The organism is Rheinheimera mesophila, assembly GCF_000986865.1.
GTDB classification, from domain to species: Bacteria; Pseudomonadota; Gammaproteobacteria; order Enterobacterales; family Alteromonadaceae; genus Pararheinheimera; species Pararheinheimera mesophila.
This window is the reverse complement of sequence record NZ_LAVS01000025.1, coordinates 13095-29951: the sequence shown is the minus strand read 5'-3', so window position 1 is coordinate 29951 and position 16857 is coordinate 13095. Positions and strand designations below refer to the sequence as shown.

Annotated in this window: 19 protein-coding genes and 3 tRNA genes; 17 read left to right on the top strand and 5 right to left on the bottom strand. The window is 47.6% G+C overall.

Annotated features, from left to right (window positions below; genetic code table 11):
• Positions 1–82: 82 nt before the first annotated feature.
• Positions 83–391: a hypothetical protein gene (locus SD53_RS10135; RefSeq protein WP_046520125.1), complete on the bottom strand. Its 309-nt coding sequence runs from the start codon at positions 389–391 to the stop codon at positions 83–85.
• A gap of 165 nt (positions 392–556) precedes the next feature.
• On the opposite strand from SD53_RS10135, the gene SD53_RS10130 reads away from it, so the two are divergent.
• Positions 557–952 carry a MerC domain-containing protein gene (locus SD53_RS10130; protein ID WP_046520139.1) on the top strand — a complete coding sequence of 132 codons (396 nt, stop codon included), beginning with the start codon at positions 557–559 and terminating at the stop codon, positions 950–952.
• Between the two features lie 14 nt (positions 953–966).
• Here SD53_RS10130 and SD53_RS10125 read toward each other — a convergent pair whose 3' ends face one another.
• The 3 genes from SD53_RS10125 to rsgA all read right to left on the bottom strand — a co-directional run bounded on the left by SD53_RS10125 (position 967) and on the right by rsgA (position 3647).
• Positions 967–1650, bottom strand: a complete 684-nt coding sequence (locus tag SD53_RS10125; protein ID WP_046520138.1) for a glycerophosphodiester phosphodiesterase — start codon at positions 1648–1650, stop codon at positions 967–969.
• A 72-nt stretch (positions 1651–1722) separates the two neighbouring features.
• Positions 1723–2589, bottom strand: a complete 867-nt coding sequence (asd, locus tag SD53_RS10120) for an archaetidylserine decarboxylase (RefSeq protein ID WP_046520124.1) — start codon at positions 2587–2589, stop codon at positions 1723–1725.
• Positions 2590–2603: 14 nt separating this feature from the next.
• Positions 2604–3647, bottom strand: coding sequence for a small ribosomal subunit biogenesis GTPase RsgA (rsgA, locus tag SD53_RS10115; RefSeq protein ID WP_046520123.1), 1044 nt, complete (start codon positions 3645–3647; stop codon positions 2604–2606).
• Between the two features lie 129 nt (positions 3648–3776).
• Between rsgA and orn the strand changes: the two genes are divergently transcribed.
• The 6 genes from orn to SD53_RS10085 all read left to right on the top strand — a co-directional run bounded on the left by orn (position 3777) and on the right by SD53_RS10085 (position 5664).
• Entirely contained in the window at positions 3777–4328 is a 552-nt protein-coding gene (gene orn, locus SD53_RS10110; protein WP_046520122.1) for an oligoribonuclease, read from the top strand.
• Positions 4329–4455: 127 nt separating this feature from the next.
• Positions 4456–4531: transfer RNA gene (locus tag SD53_RS10105), tRNA-Gly, on the top strand.
• A gap of 49 nt (positions 4532–4580) precedes the next feature.
• A tRNA-Gly gene (locus SD53_RS10100) sits at positions 4581–4656 on the top strand.
• A gap of 49 nt (positions 4657–4705) precedes the next feature.
• Positions 4706–4781: transfer RNA gene (locus SD53_RS10095), tRNA-Gly, on the top strand.
• A 133-nt stretch (positions 4782–4914) separates the two neighbouring features.
• Complete coding sequence (locus SD53_RS10090) at positions 4915–5409, top strand: DUF4442 domain-containing protein (RefSeq protein ID WP_046520121.1); 495 nt, start codon at positions 4915–4917, stop codon at positions 5407–5409.
• Between the two features lie 24 nt (positions 5410–5433).
• On the top strand, positions 5434–5664 hold the full coding sequence (locus tag SD53_RS10085; protein WP_366246853.1) for a DUF1289 domain-containing protein: 231 nt from the start codon (positions 5434–5436) through the stop codon (positions 5662–5664).
• Here the strand turns inward: SD53_RS10085 and queG are convergent.
• Complete coding sequence (gene queG / locus SD53_RS10080) at positions 5633–6772, bottom strand: tRNA epoxyqueuosine(34) reductase QueG (RefSeq protein ID WP_046520119.1); 1140 nt, start codon at positions 6770–6772, stop codon at positions 5633–5635. The genes SD53_RS10085 and queG overlap by 32 nt on opposite strands.
• A 236-nt stretch (positions 6773–7008) precedes the next feature.
• On the opposite strand from queG, the gene tsaE reads away from it, so the two are divergent.
• The 10 genes from tsaE to SD53_RS10030 all read left to right on the top strand — a co-directional run bounded on the left by tsaE (position 7009) and on the right by SD53_RS10030 (position 16812).
• Entirely contained in the window at positions 7009–7494 is a 486-nt protein-coding gene (tsaE, locus tag SD53_RS10075; RefSeq protein WP_046520118.1) for a tRNA (adenosine(37)-N6)-threonylcarbamoyltransferase complex ATPase subunit type 1 TsaE, read from the top strand.
• Positions 7491–8939 (top strand): N-acetylmuramoyl-L-alanine amidase, encoded by a 1449-nt coding sequence (locus SD53_RS10070; RefSeq protein WP_106693146.1) that lies wholly within the window; start codon positions 7491–7493, stop codon positions 8937–8939. The genes tsaE and SD53_RS10070 overlap by 4 nt, the downstream gene beginning before the upstream one ends.
• Positions 8939–10672: a DNA mismatch repair endonuclease MutL gene (mutL, locus tag SD53_RS10065; protein WP_046520116.1), complete on the top strand. Its 1734-nt coding sequence runs from the start codon at positions 8939–8941 to the stop codon at positions 10670–10672. Before SD53_RS10070 ends, mutL begins: the two co-directional genes overlap by 1 nt.
• Positions 10662–11582 carry a tRNA (adenosine(37)-N6)-dimethylallyltransferase MiaA gene (gene miaA / locus SD53_RS10060; RefSeq protein WP_046520115.1) on the top strand — a complete coding sequence of 307 codons (921 nt, stop codon included), beginning with the start codon at positions 10662–10664 and terminating at the stop codon, positions 11580–11582. Before mutL ends, miaA begins: the two co-directional genes overlap by 11 nt.
• A gap of 96 nt (positions 11583–11678) precedes the next feature.
• Positions 11679–11936 (top strand): RNA chaperone Hfq, encoded by a 258-nt coding sequence (gene hfq / locus SD53_RS10055; RefSeq protein ID WP_046520114.1) that lies wholly within the window; start codon positions 11679–11681, stop codon positions 11934–11936.
• 16 nt (positions 11937–11952) lie between these two features.
• The gene (hflX, locus tag SD53_RS10050; protein WP_046520113.1) at positions 11953–13239 is read left to right on the top strand and encodes a ribosome rescue GTPase HflX; all 1287 of its coding nucleotides are present in this window, start codon (positions 11953–11955) and stop codon (positions 13237–13239) included.
• A 71-nt stretch (positions 13240–13310) separates the two neighbouring features.
• Complete coding sequence (hflK, locus tag SD53_RS10045) at positions 13311–14465, top strand: FtsH protease activity modulator HflK (RefSeq protein WP_046520112.1); 1155 nt, start codon at positions 13311–13313, stop codon at positions 14463–14465.
• On the top strand, positions 14466–15353 hold the full coding sequence (gene hflC / locus SD53_RS10040; protein ID WP_241481783.1) for a protease modulator HflC: 888 nt from the start codon (positions 14466–14468) through the stop codon (positions 15351–15353). It begins immediately after the preceding gene.
• Positions 15354–15459: 106 nt separating this feature from the next.
• Positions 15460–16623, top strand: a complete 1164-nt coding sequence (locus SD53_RS10035) for an aminotransferase class V-fold PLP-dependent enzyme (RefSeq protein WP_046520111.1) — start codon at positions 15460–15462, stop codon at positions 16621–16623.
• Positions 16624–16812 (top strand): DUF2065 domain-containing protein, encoded by a 189-nt coding sequence (locus tag SD53_RS10030; RefSeq protein ID WP_046520110.1) that lies wholly within the window; start codon positions 16624–16626, stop codon positions 16810–16812.
• Positions 16813–16857: the final 45 nt, after the last annotated feature.

Here is a 16857-nt window from a genome sequence, read left to right as displayed (position 1 = left end):
GCGTACTCCTTGTGTTTAGTTAGAGTAGTGCAACCGACCTTTGTCGTTAGAATAATTTTCTATAAGAAGCTTAAAAAATAAGCTATTTAGTGATGGCCTGACGAAAATTTGCCAGGGTTTTATGCAATAACTGGATTTGTTTGACCACCCGCTGCAAGGTTGCTGTATTAAACTGCTGCGTTTGACGCATAGCCGCTACTTGCTCTGCCACTTCACTTAAATAAGGCATAAATCTGTCACTGCTGACCTGAAAGCTTTTGCCGTTGACGAAAATAGTCTGATATTTGCCATGGCCTTGCTGCTGGAGCTGTTCCAGAATGGCGTCGGCATCCAAAGCTTTGCGATACAAATCTTTTAAGTTTTGATCCAACTGTTCCAGTAATTGATCCACGTTTTTGTCTCCCGAAAGTTTTCAGCATTATGCCACAGCCCGGTGCAGATGCCGATGAAGCGTCAGCGCTTTTTGTTCCTTGTGGCAAAACAATCAATAGGGCGGTTTGCTTTTCTTTTGATTTGTTATATTATCTCACCCCTCAAAAAACCGGAGTGTCTGTTCGTGCTGAGTCAGGTTCGTAATACATTAGATAAAGTGGGCATAGCCATCACATCGTTGTGTGCTATTCACTGCATTATGTTGCCTGTGTTATTACCTGTGTTGCCATTGCTGGGGTTAAGTGCCTGGCATAATCATGCCTTTGAACGAATTATTTTGTTGATCACTATGGTGCTTGGATTTATTACCTTGTTTGCCGGATTCCACCGTTACCATAAAAAGATTTACCCTTTTTATTCGCTGTTTTTAGGCGGCTTCATCTATTGGCAAAAAGACATTTTTGGCCATGACTACGAGCACTATATTTTGATTGTGGGCGCCTCTTTCGTTGTTTTGGCTCACGTCTTGAATATTCGTCTGTGTAACAAATGCCATAGCTGCGACAGCCACAAGCATTAAGCGACACTCAATAGCTACCAGCTTCTGGCCTGCAGCGGATAATTACAAAAAATTCCATCCACACCCAACTGTTGCAGTTTTTGGGCTGTAGCTGCATCGTTCACAGTGTAGACCCATACCTGTAAACCACGTTGATGCGCGTCCTGTATCATCTGCTGGTCAATAAAACCTTTGTCACAGTGTACCGACCAGGCCCCTAGTTCTGATGCAAAAGCTGCATAATCCAGCGGTAACGAGGCCGTTAAAGCGCCGAGTTTTATGTCAGGCCTTTGTTTTTTGATCTGTTTCAGCAGATGATGATTAAAAGAGGAGAGCAGTAATTTCTCTGGTTCTGTGCCCAATTCGGTTTCAGCTTTTTTAAGCAGTTCTAATAAAGGCTCTGCGGTATCAGCACCTTTGAGTTCGATATTGAGTAAGGTTTGGTTATTCACCAATTGCAGCACCTGCCATAACGTAGGCACCTGCTGGCCTGAACCTGCATCCAGTTGTTGTACTTGTTGTAGCGTCAAATTTTGCAATAAGCCGGTGCCATTGGTGGTGCGGCTGACATCCTCGTCGTGGATCACCACTAAGGTGTTATCAACACAAAACACATCAATTTCAATCCCATCGGCTTTGGCCAGCAAGGCCTGCTCTATAGCTAGCAAGGTGTTTTCCGGGTAAAAGCCACTGGCACCACGATGAGCAATAATCTGCATCGGCATTCTCCGCGTTCCGGCACTCACAATTGTGGGGAATAAAAAAGCAGAGCCAGGCTCTGCTTGATGTCATCAATCTTTCGATACGATTTCGGCAAAAGGTTCGCCCATACGGGTGACTGCTGTTGGGTATTGCTTGTCGGTAAATTCAATCTGACCGGCCTGGAATGCCAGGATCACGGTCGACCCCAATTTAAAGCGACCCATTTCAGCGCCTTTGTCTAAAGTGACAGCTTGGGGTCCTGTAGCTGGGTAAGTCCAGCGGAATACATCTTTACCTGCAGGTGGCGTTACAGTGCCAGCCCACACAGTTTCTATACTGGCCACTATAGTTGCGCCTACTAATACCAAAGCCATAGGGCCCAGTTCGGTGTCAAAGATTGTGACCACTCGCTCGTTACGGGCAAATAAATCCGGCACGTTTTCTGCGGTTAACGGGTTGACTGAAAACAGATCACCAGGCACATAAATCATCTCACGTAAGGTACCGGCTATCGGCATATGGATACGGTGATAATCTTTGGGGGCTAAATAAATAGTGGCAAACTTACCACCAGCATAAGGGGCTGCGGTCGCGGCATCACCACCTAACAAAGCCTGCAAGGAATAGTTATGGTTCTTCGCCTGAATTAGCTTACCGTCGACAATATCACCCAACTGACTGATCGCACCGTCGACCGGCTGGCAAACCACATCTGCATCAGTAGCAATAGGACGTATGCCATCCTTTAATGGTCGGGTGAAAAACTCGTTGAAGCTGGCATAGTCTGACGCTTTTTCGAACTTCGCCTCAGCCATATTAATTTTGTAGGCTTTGATAAACAGGTTAATCAGTGCATGGCTGATAAAACCTAAACGGGCGGCCGCCAAATAACCAACAAGACGGGACAATAAATGCTTTGGCATGACGTATTGCAATGCGATTTTGACTTTATCCATAGTGGATTTAAACCTCAGGGTTGAAAATAATTCGGTTTGTCCTGCGCCATACTCAGCAGGATTTTATGGTAATTAGCAAAACGCTCCGGGTGAATTTCACCAATGCTGACGGCGTGTTGTAAAGCACAGCCCGGATCGTTCAAATGCTTACAGTCGCGGAATTTACAGCGGCCCAGCCAGTCTTTAAATTCAGGATAACCTAAAGCAATTTGTTCTGGTTCCAAATGCCACAAGGCAAATTCGCGAATACCGGGCGAATCTATTAAATCGCCGCCATCCGGCAAGTGATACAAGCGTGCTGTGGTAGTGGTATGTTGGCCTAAACCTGAGTTTTCGGAGACTTCGCGTGTTTCAGCAGAAATATCCGGCAGCAGGTTATTCACTAAAGAAGATTTGCCAACGCCAGACTGACCGACAAAAATACTGACGCCTTGTTTCAGATAAGCGTCCAACTGAGCTGTACCTTCACCTGTTTTGGCACTCAATAATAAAAACTCGTAACCAATCTTCTGATAAATCGCCAGTTGCTGATCAACTTCTGCTCGCTGTTCTTTGGTTAACAAATCGATTTTATTGAGTAATAACAGAGGCTTGATATGCATGGCCTCGGCCGCTATTAAATAGCGGTCGACTATATTCAGTGAAAACGCAGGTAGAACGGCAGAGACAATAATCATCAAATCTATATTAGCCGCTACAGGTTTTAAGCCATCGTAAAAGTCGGGGCGTAGTAATACAGATTCACGCTCCGCGACCGCTTCGACTACACCCTCAGGGCCACCACCCGGTACTTTAGTGCGGCGAAACACCACTTTGTCTCCTGTCACTAAGGAGTTGACAGTGCGGCGGATATTGCAGCGAAAAATCTGGCCTGAGCTATCTTCAATATCGGCATGTTGACCAAAACGACTGATCACCAACCCATGTTCAGCTTCCGCTAATAAGTCAGAATCCAGCTCTGGTTTGCTGGCTTTCGTCTGAGCGCGGGCTAAACGACGATCCTGATTGGCGGCTATACGTTGATGCTGGCGTTGATTGAGGTGCTTTTTTTTGGTCACTGTGGCCTTGTGCCTTTACTGTCGCCTGACTGCGGCGGTTTTTACTTTGCTTAAGGCATAGTATGATACCGCTATTCGGGCAAGTTACAAAGCAGCAAAACTGGCTGCATCTAACCAAAGGTATAAAGCATGGCAAGTAACGACAATAATCTGGTGTGGATCGATCTGGAAATGACTGGCCTGGATCCGGAAAAAGACGTAATTTTAGAAATGGCCACTATAGTGACCGACAGCCAGTTAAATATTCTTGCGGAAGGCCCGGTTTTCGCCATTAAAACACCAAAAGCAGTGTTAGATGCGATGGACGAGTGGTGTACTGAAACTCATGGTAAAAGTGGTCTGACGAAACGTTGTCTGGACAGTGAAACGGATTTGGCCGAAGCTGTGGCGCAAACCATCAATTTCCTGTCTGCCTATGTTTCCGCAGGCAAGTCTCCGATGTGTGGTAACAGCATTGGTCAGGACAGACGTTTTTTAGTCAAGTATGCGCCGGAATTTGAAGCCTTTTTCCACTACCGTAATCTGGATGTCAGCACGGTAAAAGAGTTAGCCAGAAGATGGTATCCTGAAGTGACTAAGCTGGTTAAAAAGTCATCAAGTCACTTGGCGCTTGATGATATCCGGGAATCTATTGCGGAATTAGCAGTTTATAAAAAACATTTTTTCAAAATTCCTGAATAAAATCTCTTGCAAAGGCCAAGGAATTTTGTAAAATGCGCGCCGCTTCGAACGAAAAATCGATTGAAGCGGTGTTTTTAGTACTCTTCTTTAGAACCAAGATAAAGAGCACAGAGTACTAACACAGGAAGCGGGCATAGCTCAGTTGGTAGAGCGCGACCTTGCCAAGGTCGAGGTCACGAGTTCGAGCCTCGTTGCCCGCTCCAAATTAAAACTTGTTAACCAACAACAAGTTTTATCAAAGAACACATCCATGCGGGCATAGCTCAGTTGGTAGAGCGCGACCTTGCCAAGGTCGAGGTCACGAGTTCGAGCCTCGTTGCCCGCTCCAAATTTATATTTCCCAAGTAATAAACTTAATCTAATCAATACAAACCCATGCGGGCATAGTTGTGTTGGTAGAGCGCGACCTTGCCAAGGTCGAAGTCACGAGTTCGAGCCTCGTTGCCCGCTCCAAAATTTCTGCTTATGTGTAAAACTCCTGTTTTGATTTTATTCTTGATAACAGCTTTTTTTGCCCTGAAGCCAACTTGCTGCCTGATTTTATTACTGCTATCTTTGCCGAAATAAGTTATGAGGTAAGACCAGTATGAAAGCCATCAATAAACTTGGCCGTTATGTCGCCAAAATTAATAACTACTCGCCCTGGCTCCACTCGCCTTTATTGAGCTTGTTATTTGGTAAAGCGGTGAAGTTTGCCGGTACGGCTTCGGTCAAAGTTGATCTGTTAAATTTTCAACAGGCGCAGTTAAGTCTGGCCAATAAAACCAAGGTGCAAAATCATATTGGGTCTGTGCATGCTGCGGCTATGGCCTTGCTGGGCGAGTCAGCCAGCGGCTTTTTAGTGGGTTTGCATGTACCAGACGATCGTATTCCGCTGTTAAAGTCGATGCAGTTGAATTACGTCAAACGAGCAACGGGCAAGTTGGTGGCAACCACTGCACTGACAGATGAGCAAATTCAGTTTATTCGCGACACCGAAAAAGGCGATATCAGGATTTTGGTTACGATCACCGATGAGCTGAATGTGGAGCCTGTGATCGCAGAGTTTGTCTGGGCCTGGGTACCTAAGCAAAGAAAATAAAGTGTGGAATCGTTGTGGCAGGCTATGATTAACCCAATAACGGAGACTTCTATGCCTGCATCACCCTGTAACCGCATATGCTGTTTAAATCACGCGGATGTTTGTTTGGGCTGTGGCCGTACTTTGCAGGAAATTAAAGACTGGCACACTGCGAGCCACAGTCAGAAGCTGCAGATTTTACAGGAGGCACAGCGGCGTTTGGCAGCTAAGCCACAGTTTGACCTCAGGCATCCCGTGGTAACCCCTTCTGAATAACCCGAATTAATCGGTCGGTCTGACGGTTTAAGAGATTGTTTTGCAACAGGCTTTTTTTCTGCTGTTGTCCCAAAGCCCACCGAATATGCTCCGCCACCAATTCAGAGCTCTGCGCCAGTTGTTGCTCTAACGCATCGACAATCACAGGATCAAAAGGTGCATTGCCCAAGGCCACGGCAATGTTACGTTGCCAACGCTGATAGCCGATCCGGCGAATGGCAGAACCCTCGGTATAACGCAGAAATTCAGCTTCGCTCCAGCGCCATAACTCCAGCAAAGATGTATTCAGCCACTGTGGCCTGCGCTGAAAGTCTTGCTCTTGGGTGGTTTTGGCTGCTCTGTTGACTGGGCAAACCAGTTGGCAATCATCACAACCGTAAATACGGTTGCCCAATAAAGGCCGGAACTCTTCCGGAATAGCACCTTGCAGCTCAATCGTCAGATAAGAGATACAGCGTCTGGCGTCCACTGTGTAAGGTGCAACTATGGCTTGAGTTGGGCAGATAGTCAGGCAAGCGACACAAGTGCCGCAGTCCCCTGTATGCACAGGATCAACAGGCAGCGGAATATCAACCAGCAATTCGCCGAGGAAAAACCAGGAACCAGCCTCCTGATTCAACACCAGACTATGTTTACCTTGCCAGCCTAAACCAGCTTTCACCGCCAAAGGCCGCTCCAGAATAGGGGCTGAATCGACAAAAGGCCGGAAACCCAAAGCCCCCAATTCTTTTTCTATCCGCTCGCCTAACTGTTTTAGGCGGTTGCGGATCAGTTTATGGTAATCCCGTCCCAAAGCATAACGGCTGATATAAGCCATCGAAGGATCGGCTAGATTCGCAGCAAACTGCGCATGCTCTGGTAAGTAATCCATCCGTGCACTGATCACCCGGATAGTGCCAGGGTGCAACTCGGCAGGCCGTGCTCTTTTCATGCCATGAGCGGCCATATAGTCCATTTCACCGTGAAAACCAGCATCCAGCCATTGCTGCAATTTAGGCTCTTCCGAGGTTAAATCTGTATCGGTAATACCTATCTGCTGGAAGCCAAGTTGTTGGCCCCAGACTTTAATTTGTTCTGCAAGCTGCTGCCAATTAATGGTGCTGGTCATACTGAGATCCACTGAGTTTCGCCGCGCACTTTAGCATAAAAGCCGATCCGGTTTTACTTTGTCCCGTGTGTAGAGCCAAATTAATTCAAGCTGCAGCTTCAAAGACAAAGGACATAGAAAGAAACTGGCTGCACTGCGCTGTTTTTGTTAGCATAACGCTCAATTCTTCTGCTGGATTAAAACAGCACGTGCGCTTAAAAAATTGTGACGACTGAGAACACTCAGCTTAGGTACAGATGACAGCTCAAAGCTACATTTTTCATTTAGCGGATGAAGCCGCTACTTTGGCATTAGCCGCCTTATTTGCCCCCCATTTACGCCACGGAGCAGTAGTGTATTTGCAGGGCGATTTAGGGGCAGGTAAAACCACCTTTAGCCGTGGTTTATTGCAGGCTATGGGGCATCAGGGCAATGTGAAAAGCCCGACTTACACCTTAGTCGAACCCTACACTATTGCTGATCAGCACATCTTCCATTTTGACTTGTATCGGCTGCGCGATCCGGAAGAGCTGGAATTTATGGGCATTCGTGACTATTTCTCTAAAGGCAACTTGTGCCTGATTGAATGGCCTGAGCGAGGTTATGGGTTATTGGCAGACGCTGACCTGGAGCTGCAGTTACAGATTGAGCAAAATCAACGCCAGTTGCAGGTCAGAGCGAACCATGCTGAGGCTGAGTCCTGGTTAACTGCAATAAAGCAATGCTGGGAGCAGGCTCAATGAGTCTGATGCTGAGGGCTGTTGTACTGATGCTGCTGCTTGCCTCTAGCCAGAGCTGGGCAGTGAACAGTGTCAAAGGTGTGCGGATCTGGCATGCGCCTGATAATACCCGACTGGTATTGGATTTGGCCAATGCCCCCTCCCACAAAGTGAAACGCTTAAGTAATCCGAGTCGTTTGGAAATAGAGCTGGCAGGTGTAAATAGCCTGAATATTGGTACCATCAGTGGTGACTCGCCTTTAGTGAAGCGTGTGTATGCCAGCAGAACACCCAGTGCTGCCACTGCTGTGGTGATAGAACTGGCGTTTCCGGTCAATGACAGTATTTTTTCTTTACCTCCGTCACCGCCATACGGTCATAGGTTGGTGGTAGATTTAAAAGCTCAGGCGGCGCTATCCTCTGGCAAGCAGGCGGCGCCAGTGGCTGCAATCACTTCATCGGCTGCAGCTCCTGTTGTTTCTCCGCCAGTTCAGTCGGCATCACCAGGGGCTCTGAGCAGCAGAGCTACAGGCCGGGATATTATCATCGCTATTGATGCAGGTCATGGTGGCCAAGACCCAGGCGCTGTTGGACCCAAAGGCACCCATGAAAAAGTGATTACTCAGTCAGTATCACGGCAGTTAGCAGCGATGATTAATCAACAGCCTGGTTTAAAAGCTGTGCTGACCCGTACTGGTGACTATTATATCCATCCAAATAAAAGACCTGAGATCGCACGGCAAAAACAGGCTGATTTATTAATCTCTATTCACGCAGATGCAGTGCAAAACCGTAAAGCTCATGGTGCTTCTGTCTGGGTCTTGTCGATGCGCCGGGCAACTACTGAAGTGGGGCGGATGCTGGAACAAACCGAACAACATTCGGAGTTATTAGGCGGCGTCGCTGAGGTGATTAAAGACTCTGCGAATGAGCGTTATCTGGCACAAACCGTATTGGATTTGTCGATGAATCATTCGATGGTTACAGGGTTTGAAGTAGCCAAAGAAGTTCTGCGTGAAATGTCGACTGTGGCGCATTTGCATAAAAAAGAGCCGCAAGCGGCCAGTCTGGCTGTGTTAAAAGCGCCTGATATTCCGTCTATTTTGGTAGAAACTGGTTTTATCTCCAACTATAACGAAGAACGTTTACTGAAAGATCCGAATCATCAGCACAAACTGGCGCAGGCGATTTTCAGAGCCGTGAAACGATATTTCGAAAAATCGCCTCCTGCTGACTCGTTGTTTGCCGCCCACAAAACTAATGGACGCACTTTGCCTACCGTATTACCGGTTCAGCAAAATAGCACGGCCGTTACCAGCAGTAGTAGGGGTCGTACCCACAAGGTCAAACGGGGAGAGTCGTTATCCAAAGTAGCCAAGCAGTATGGCGTCAGCATGGCTGAACTTCGTCGGCATAATAATCTGAAAAGTGACAACATCCTGATTGGCCAGACACTTCGGATCCCCTGATGCCTATTCGAATTTTACCCGCTCAACTGGCCAACCAGATCGCCGCAGGCGAAGTGGTAGAACGTCCTGCCTCTGTCGTCAAAGAGCTGGTTGAAAACAGCCTGGATGCGGGTGCTGATCAAATTTTGATTGAGATTGAGCGTGGTGGCAGTAAAAAAATCCTGATTCGGGACAATGGCTCTGGTATCCCGGAAGCGGAGTTAGCCCTGGCATTAAGCCGGCATGCCACCAGTAAAATCAGCTCTCTGGATGATTTGGAGCAAATTGTTAGTCTTGGCTTTCGCGGTGAAGCTTTAGCCTCTATCAGTTCGGTTTCCCGTCTGACCTTAACCTCTAAACCTGCCTCTCAGGATAAAGCCTGGCAAGCCTATGCTGAAGGCCGTGATATGCAGGTACAAATTAAACCTGCAGCGCATCCGGATGGCAGTAGCATCGAAGTGCTGGACTTGTTTTTTAATACACCGGCGCGGCGTAAGTTTTTGCGCAGCGATAAAACTGAGTTTGCGCATATTGATGAGTTAGTGAAACGGCTGGCACTCAGCCGCTTTGATGTCAGTTGGACCTTAAGCCATAACGGTCAAACAGTCCGGCAACTGAAAAAAGCCGATAGCCGCGAAGCGCAGCAAAAACGTGTAGCCGCTTTATGTGGCAAGAACTTTTTAGAACAAGCTGCTTTTGTTGAAGTGGCTTATGACGACTTAAAACTTTGGGGCTGGCTGTTGCAACCTTCAGCCTGCAAAGAACAATTGCAATGCCAGTACAGCTATGTCAATGGCCGTATGATGAAAGACAAGTTGCTCAATCATGCGATCCGTCAGGCGTATGGCTCTATGTTAAGCGCTGAACAGCAGCCCGCTTTTGTGTTGTATCTGGACATTAACCCCCGGCAGGTTGATGTCAACGTACATCCGGCCAAACACGAAGTCCGCTTTCATCAGGCCCGATTAGTACACGACTTTGTCGCATCAGCATTAACCAATGCGCTGTTGCAGTTAGAACCACAGCAACAGAGGATTGAGGCTGTTGCACCAGCAGCATCGTCGGATTTCTCTATGCCGGAAGCTCCGGCGCTTAAACCTGCATCAGGCTATAGCCCGCCTTCAGCTTATGCCGCCCGACCTTCGGCTTATGTTGGCCAGCCTTACCGGCCTGCAGTGGCACAGCCTGCAGCACAAAGTTGGCCGGTTTTTGCGGAAAAAGTTCAGAGTCCGGAGCCTGCAGCTTCTGCCCTGCAAGACAATGCTCTAATCAGTCAGAATCGTTATCTGCTTTGTTCTGGTTCAGATCAAGTATGGGTGGTTGATATTGCAGCAAGCGCGGCCAGATTGTGGCTGGAGCAGGGCGCCTCGCCTTTGCCTTTGTTAATGCCAGTACGACTGGCGTTGCAACAGCCAGAACAGGAGTTTTTGCTCAGCAACGCCGATTTATTAAGCCATTTAGGTTTTGATTTTTTAGTCAATAATCAAACCTTGATTGTCAGGGCTGTGCCCGCCTGGTTGCGGCAAAGTGCCGTAGCGCAGTGGTTGCCTCTATGGTGGCAAGACTGGTTACAGCAGCAAGATGCACAACTGTTAAGCTCATTACTACGCCAGTTGCTACACTCTGGAGTACTGCAGGCTGCTGTTTTAAAGAAACATTTTCCGCTATTAAGTCAACAGGGACCGCACTGGCACGCTGTGCCGCTGGACTTAACAGCCGCTATTCAGCTATTACAGGACTCAGATGGATCCTAAAGTTATTTTTTTAATGGGGCCGACCGCCAGTGGTAAAACTGCCTTGGCTATCGAGCTGTATAAAAGCATCCCGTCTGAGTTGATTAGTGTCGACAGCGCTTTGATTTATCAAGGCATGGATATAGGCACAGCCAAACCTACAGCGGCAGAGCTGTCAGAGGCACCCCATCACCTTATTGATATTCTTGACCCTGCGTTAGCCTATTCAGCCGCAGATTTTCGCACCGATGCATTACGACTTATTGCTGATATCCACAGCAAGGGGAAAACCGCTATTTTGGTGGGCGGCACTATGTTGTACTTCCGTACCTTGTTGCAGGGTATATCGCCTTTGCCTGAAGCCGATCCACAAATACGGCAGCAGATAGAGGCTGAAGCAGCAGAGCATGGCTGGGGCTATTTGCATCAGCAACTGGCAGAATTTGATCCGGTGTCGGCGGCTCGTATTCATCCGAACGATCCGCAGCGGGTCAACCGGGCTGTGGAGGTGTATCGATTAACCGGCAAGAGTCTGACTGAGCTGACAGAGCAAAAAGGTGAGCCTTTTCCATATCAGGTGCAACAATTTGCTATCAATCCAACAGATCGCTCTGAACTTCATCAGCGTATAGCTGTCAGATTCCGGCAAATGCTGGACGCTGGTTTTGCAGAGGAAGTCAAAACGCTGATGCAAAGACCCGACCTGCATTTGGATTTACCCTCGATGCGTTGTGTGGGTTATCGTCAGATGTGGTTGCATCTGCAAGGACAATTGTCTGAGCAGGAGATGATTGATCAGGGCATCGCGGCCACTCGTCAACTGGCGAAACGGCAACTGACCTGGTTACGTAGTTGGCCTGAACTGAATTGGTTAAAAACTGAAGACAAACAGGCCGAAAACTTGCAAGCCATTTTAACTTCGCTAAGCTAGTTAAAGATAATTGAAAAAAAGTTGTTATTTAACGACTTGAAAATAATATAATAATCCACATATTGAGAAACATAATTAGAAATAAGGAAAGCGAAAATGGCAAAGGGCCAATCGTTACAAGACCCGTTTTTAAATACTTTAAGACGCGAGCGTATCCCAGTGTCGATTTATTTGGTGAACGGTATTAAATTGCAGGGGCAAATCGAGTCTTTCGATCAATTTGTGATCCTTCTGAAAAACACAGTCAGCCAAATGGTCTACAAACATGCCATTTCTACTGTAGTGCCAGCTCGTGCTGTCAATACTATGGCCAGCCATGGTACTGGTGCAGGCGAAATGGACGAGATGGAATAACCGGGAATTTTTCAGCTTGTTTGACAGCGAAATGGTGGCCGAGCAAGCGATCCTTGTGCATATCTATCTTTCACAAGACAGCGCCAGTGAAGATTTGCAGGAACTGGAGATGCTTGTGGCCTCGGCTGGAGTTCAATCACGTGCTGTGATGACGGCCAACCGCAGTACAATCGATGCTAAGTTTTTTCTTGGCAGTGGCAAAGCGGCAGAACTAGCGCAAGCTGTCGCTGAGCTTCAGGTCGATCTGATTATCTTTAATCACGCTCTAACCCCGGCTCAAACCCGTAACCTGGAACTGCTGTGTCAGTGCCGGGTTATTGACCGTACCACACTGATCCTGGATATTTTCGCCCAGCGTGCCCGTAGCTACGAAGGTAAGTTGCAGGTCGAACTGGCGCAGCTTAAGCACCTGTCATCTCGTCTGGTTCGCGGCTGGGATAATGCGGAGCGGCAAAAGGGCGGTATAGGGATGAGAGGTCCGGGTGAAACCCGTCTTGAAACCGACAGGCGTTTAGTGCGGGAGAAAATCACCGCTTTGTTAGTGAAGCTGGATAAAGTCAGTAAGCAGCGAGAGCAAGGCCGCAAAGCCCGCCAACGTGCCGAAATTCCTGTGGTGTCTTTGGTGGGGTACACCAACGCCGGTAAATCGACTTTGTTTAACCGTCTGACCAGTGCCGATGTGTACGCTGCTGACCAGCTATTTGCCACATTAGACCCGACATTGCGACAAGTGAAACTGCCTGAGTTTGGCTCTGTTATTTTTGCCGATACAGTAGGTTTTATCCGGCATTTACCTCATGATCTGGTTGCAGCCTTTAAATCCACCTTGCAGGAAAGCCGCGATGCAGATTTGCAACTGCATGTGATAGATGTAGCCGACCAGCGCATGGCTGATAACATCAAACAAGTACAACTGGTGTTGCATGAAATTGACGCCGATCAGGTGCCACAGTTATTGGTTTTTAATAAAATTGACCAGACTGAGCAGCAAGCCCGTATAGAGTACAATGAGCGGGCGGAGCCTGTGGCTGTTTATGTCTCAGCGAAACAGGGCCTTGGTATCGAGTTGCTGCTGCAAGTGATCCGTGAACGACTGGCGGATGACTTTACGCAGTTAGATTTGAAGCTCCCTGCTGATGCGGCCATATGGCGCGCTCGCTTACACGAGCTCTCTGCGGTGCAGACAGAATCTTTTACTGAACTGGGCGAAACTCAGCTCAGAATCGCCTTATCCAAAGCGGAGTGGGCACGTTTACTGAAACAAAGTGATGGACTGTTACAAAACTATATCGTCAACCCTTAGTTTTTTATCGTCAGTACCGCGCTTTTTTTGTTACATTAGTTTCAATATCACAACTAGAGATGGAGTGAAGCATGGCTTGGAACGAGCCGGGCAATAATGGCAAAGATAACGACCCCTGGAAACAAGGTGGTCGTGATCAGGGCCCGCCCGATTTAGATGAAGTCTTCCGTAACTTAAGCAAAAAGTTCGGTGGTATCTTTGGTGGCAATAAAAACACCGGCAGCAGCAACAATAGTGGTGGCTCCGCCGCACTGCTGTTGATCGCTGTGGTTGCTTTACTGGTCTGGGCTTTTAGTGGTTTTTACACTATCAAAGAATCAGAACGGGGGTTGATCTTACGTTTTGGTCAGTATCACTCTGAAGTGATGCCAGGTATTCACTGGAAACCAACCTTTATCGATACAGTGACTCCAGTGGATGTGACCAGTGTGCGTTCATTACGTACCGATGGTTTTATGCTGACTCAGGACCAAAATCTGGTTCGTGTCACCTTTGAAATCCAGTATCGGGTGTTTGATGCCCGTGCTTACAAGTTCTCTGTGGTAGATGCGGACAGCAGTTTACGTGAAGCCACAGATGCAGCTCTGCGTTACGTGGTTGGTCACTCCATCATGGATGACGTGCTGACCAAAGGCCGCGAAGTGATCCGTCAAAATACCAGAACTGAGCTGGAGCAAATTATTTCTCCTTACGCTATGGGCTTAGAGTTGGTGGATGTCAACTTCCGTGATGCTCGTCCGCCAGAAGAAGTGAAAGAAGCTTTTGATGATGCGATAGCGGCGCAGGAAGATGAACAACGTTATATCCGTGAAGCGGAAGCTTATGCCCGTGAAATTGAACCTCGCGCCCGTGGCCAGGTGAATCGGATGATGCAGGAAGCTGAAGCCTACAAACAACAGACCTTGTTAAAAGCCCAGGGTGAAGTGGCTCGTTTTGAGAAACTGTTACCTGAATATTTGGCTGCGCCACAAGTGACCCGCGATCGTATGTACTTAGAGACGATGGAGCAGGTGTATGGCAACAGCTCCAAAGTCCTGGTTGATGTGAAAAATGGTAATAATATTATGTATTTACCTTTGGATAAAATGATCAATAACAGCAGCGATACCAAGGCTCCTGCGATCAATCCATTAGCACCAAACAGAACGAATGGCAGTGATGGCAGAACTCCGGATCTGCGTCCTGAAACAAACCGTGCTGACAGCACCAGAACAGGCAGAGGTTAAATGATGAAAAATTTAGTATTAGCCTTAATTGCTATCCTGGGTATTGGTGTGGTGTCTTCGGTGTTTGTAGTACCTGAAGGCGAACGCGGTATAGTGATTCGTTTTGGTAAGATCCAGCGTGATGATGCAGAACAGGTGCGGGTGTTTGAACCTGGCCTGCACTTTAAAGTACCGCTGATTGAAAATGTGCGCAAACTGGATGCCCGTATTCAAACCTTAGCCGACCCGTCATCTGACCGTTTTGTCACGGCGGAGAAAAAAGACTTGTTGGTCGACAGCTATGTGAAGTGGCGTATTGCCGACTTTGGTAAGTATTTCTTGTCCACAGGCGGTAATTTGTCTCAAGCTGAAGTGCTGTTAAAGCAGTACATCAACAACGGTTTACGGACTGAGTTTGGTAGCCGTACTATTCAGGAAATAGTCTCAGGTGAGCGTACTCAATTGATGCAACGTGCGATGGAACAAGCAGCAGCAGGCTCAAAAGAGTTAGGTATTGATATCCTTGACGTGCGCGTGAAGAAAATCAATTTACCGGATGAAATCAGCAACTCTATTTTCCAGCGTATGCGTGCTGAACGCACTGCGGTAGCGAAAGAACACCGTAGCCGTGGTATGGAGCAAGCAGAAATTATCAAAGCCGACGTCGACGCCCGTGTGACTATTATGGTGGCTGACGCTGAGCGTAACTCCCGCACTGTTCGTGGTGAAGGTGACGCGGCGGCTGCAAAAGTGTATGCAGATGTCTACAGCAGAAATGGTGAGTTCTACAGTTTTGTTCGTAGTTTAGAAGCCTATAAAAACAGCTTCCAAAACAAAAACGACGTGCTGGTTGTGCAACCGGATAATGATTTCTTCAGATACATGAAGTCGGATAAAGTGCAAAACTAAGCGGACAGCAGCATTGTTTTTCACTAGTTAGAAAAGGCCCGGCAGGGCCTTTTCTATGTAAACTACTTTCGGTTACTCTGCTTCTGTCTCTCGTAAGGATAGTCCTATGTATCAGCAGTTTTATCAGCACTTTTTAAACGCCAACCCAGGTAAACAGCATTTCGCTTGCCACTCCCATCACTACTGGCCTGATGTCACCCGTGACGCTACGTTAGCTTACTGGGATGATAGTGCCAGGTTGGTGGATGCTAAATGGGATCTGGTGTTTGGTGAAAAAGTACCTGCGGTCCAACAGCATATAGCCGGTCTGTTAAAGTTACCTGCACCAGAGCAGATTGTATTTGCACCCAATACGCACGAATTTGTCATGCGTTTATTAAGCTGCTTTGACTGGTCAAAACCTCTGACCGTGGTGACGACAGACAGCGAATTTCATAGTTTTCATCGCCAAATCAATCGCTTATCTGAATTAGAAGGCGTCAGGGTGATCCGGGTGCCAACTGAACCTTTTGCCACTTTCCCAGAGCGTTTTGGAGAAGCTGCCGCAGCTCAACCAACAGACTTAGTGTTTTTTAGTCAGGTGTTTTTTAACTCTGGCGTAGGCGTTAAAGATTTAACGGGCCTGGTACAGGCGCTGGATAAAGTCACGGATGCGATGATAGTGGTCGATGGTTATCACGGTTTTATGGCGGTACCGACGGATTTATCGGCAATAGCAGAGCGCATCTTTTATCTGGCTGGCAGCTATAAATACGCTCAGGGTGGCGAAGGCTGCTGTTTCCTCGCTGTGCCACAAGGCAGTGAACATAGGCCGGTTTATACGGGCTGGTTTGCAGAATTTGGCGAGCTAGCCCATGCCAAACAAGGCCAGGTGCAATACGCCAATAACGGCTATCGTTTTGCCGGTGCTACTATGGATTGTTCCGCTTTATACCGGGTATTGGCGGTCTTTGAGTTCTACCAACAGCAAGGACTGACGGTTGAAACAGTGCAGACCTACGTACAGAAGCTGCAACAGGCTTTTCTGGCGATGCTAGATGAGATCCAACATCCGCTGTTAAATCGTCAGCACTTAGTGGATAAACAAACTCAGCAACAAGGCCAGTTTTTAACCTTTCGGTTTGCCGCTGAAGAGGTGGCGCGCATAGCGGCTGCACTGAAACAGCAGGGCATTATCACGGATTACCGTGGCGATCGACTGCGTTTTGGTTTTGCTTTGTACCACAATGCGGCAGATTATAATTTGTCTTGCCTGAAGGATATTCGCTAAATGGCCGATTACTGGTGGGCAGTGTTAGGGCTGGTGCTGATCATTGAAGGAGTGGCACCGCTGTTATTTCCAAATAGATGGCGTTCTTACCTTAAAAAAATCGCCGAACAGCCCACGGCGCAAATGCAGCAGTTGGGTGGAATACTGGTCATAGCAGGAGTTTTGTTGCTGATTTTCTTTGCACCATAAAGCCTTTTAGGCAGCCTTAGTTATTGAAAAAGAACCAGAAAGAAA

Excerpts from the sequence above, each read along its gene's own strand:
- SD53_RS10125 (WP_046520138.1), bottom strand. The coding sequence starts at position 1,650 with ATGCAGATTATTGCTCATCGTGGTGCCAGTGGCTTTTACCCGGAAAAC.
- asd (WP_046520124.1), bottom strand. The coding sequence starts at position 2,589 with ATGGATAAAGTCAAAATCGCATTGCAATACGTCATGCCAAAGCATTTA.
- orn (WP_046520122.1), top strand. The coding sequence starts at position 3,777 with ATGGCAAGTAACGACAATAATCTGGTGTGGATCGATCTGGAAATGACT.
- SD53_RS10090 (WP_046520121.1), top strand. The coding sequence starts at position 4,915 with ATGAAAGCCATCAATAAACTTGGCCGTTATGTCGCCAAAATTAATAAC.
- SD53_RS10085 (WP_366246853.1), top strand. The coding sequence starts at position 5,434 with ATGATTAACCCAATAACGGAGACTTCTATGCCTGCATCACCCTGTAAC.
- queG (WP_046520119.1), bottom strand. The coding sequence starts at position 6,772 with ATGACCAGCACCATTAATTGGCAGCAGCTTGCAGAACAAATTAAAGTC.
- tsaE (WP_046520118.1), top strand. The coding sequence starts at position 7,009 with ATGACAGCTCAAAGCTACATTTTTCATTTAGCGGATGAAGCCGCTACT.
- SD53_RS10070 (WP_106693146.1), top strand. The coding sequence starts at position 7,491 with ATGAGTCTGATGCTGAGGGCTGTTGTACTGATGCTGCTGCTTGCCTCT.
- mutL (WP_046520116.1), top strand. The coding sequence starts at position 8,939 with ATGCCTATTCGAATTTTACCCGCTCAACTGGCCAACCAGATCGCCGCA.
- miaA (WP_046520115.1), top strand. The coding sequence starts at position 10,662 with ATGGATCCTAAAGTTATTTTTTTAATGGGGCCGACCGCCAGTGGTAAA.
- hfq (WP_046520114.1), top strand. The coding sequence starts at position 11,679 with ATGGCAAAGGGCCAATCGTTACAAGACCCGTTTTTAAATACTTTAAGA.
- hflK (WP_046520112.1), top strand. The coding sequence starts at position 13,311 with ATGGCTTGGAACGAGCCGGGCAATAATGGCAAAGATAACGACCCCTGG.
- hflC (WP_241481783.1), top strand. The coding sequence starts at position 14,466 with ATGATGAAAAATTTAGTATTAGCCTTAATTGCTATCCTGGGTATTGGT.
- SD53_RS10035 (WP_046520111.1), top strand. The coding sequence starts at position 15,460 with ATGTATCAGCAGTTTTATCAGCACTTTTTAAACGCCAACCCAGGTAAA.
- SD53_RS10030 (WP_046520110.1), top strand. The coding sequence starts at position 16,624 with ATGGCCGATTACTGGTGGGCAGTGTTAGGGCTGGTGCTGATCATTGAA.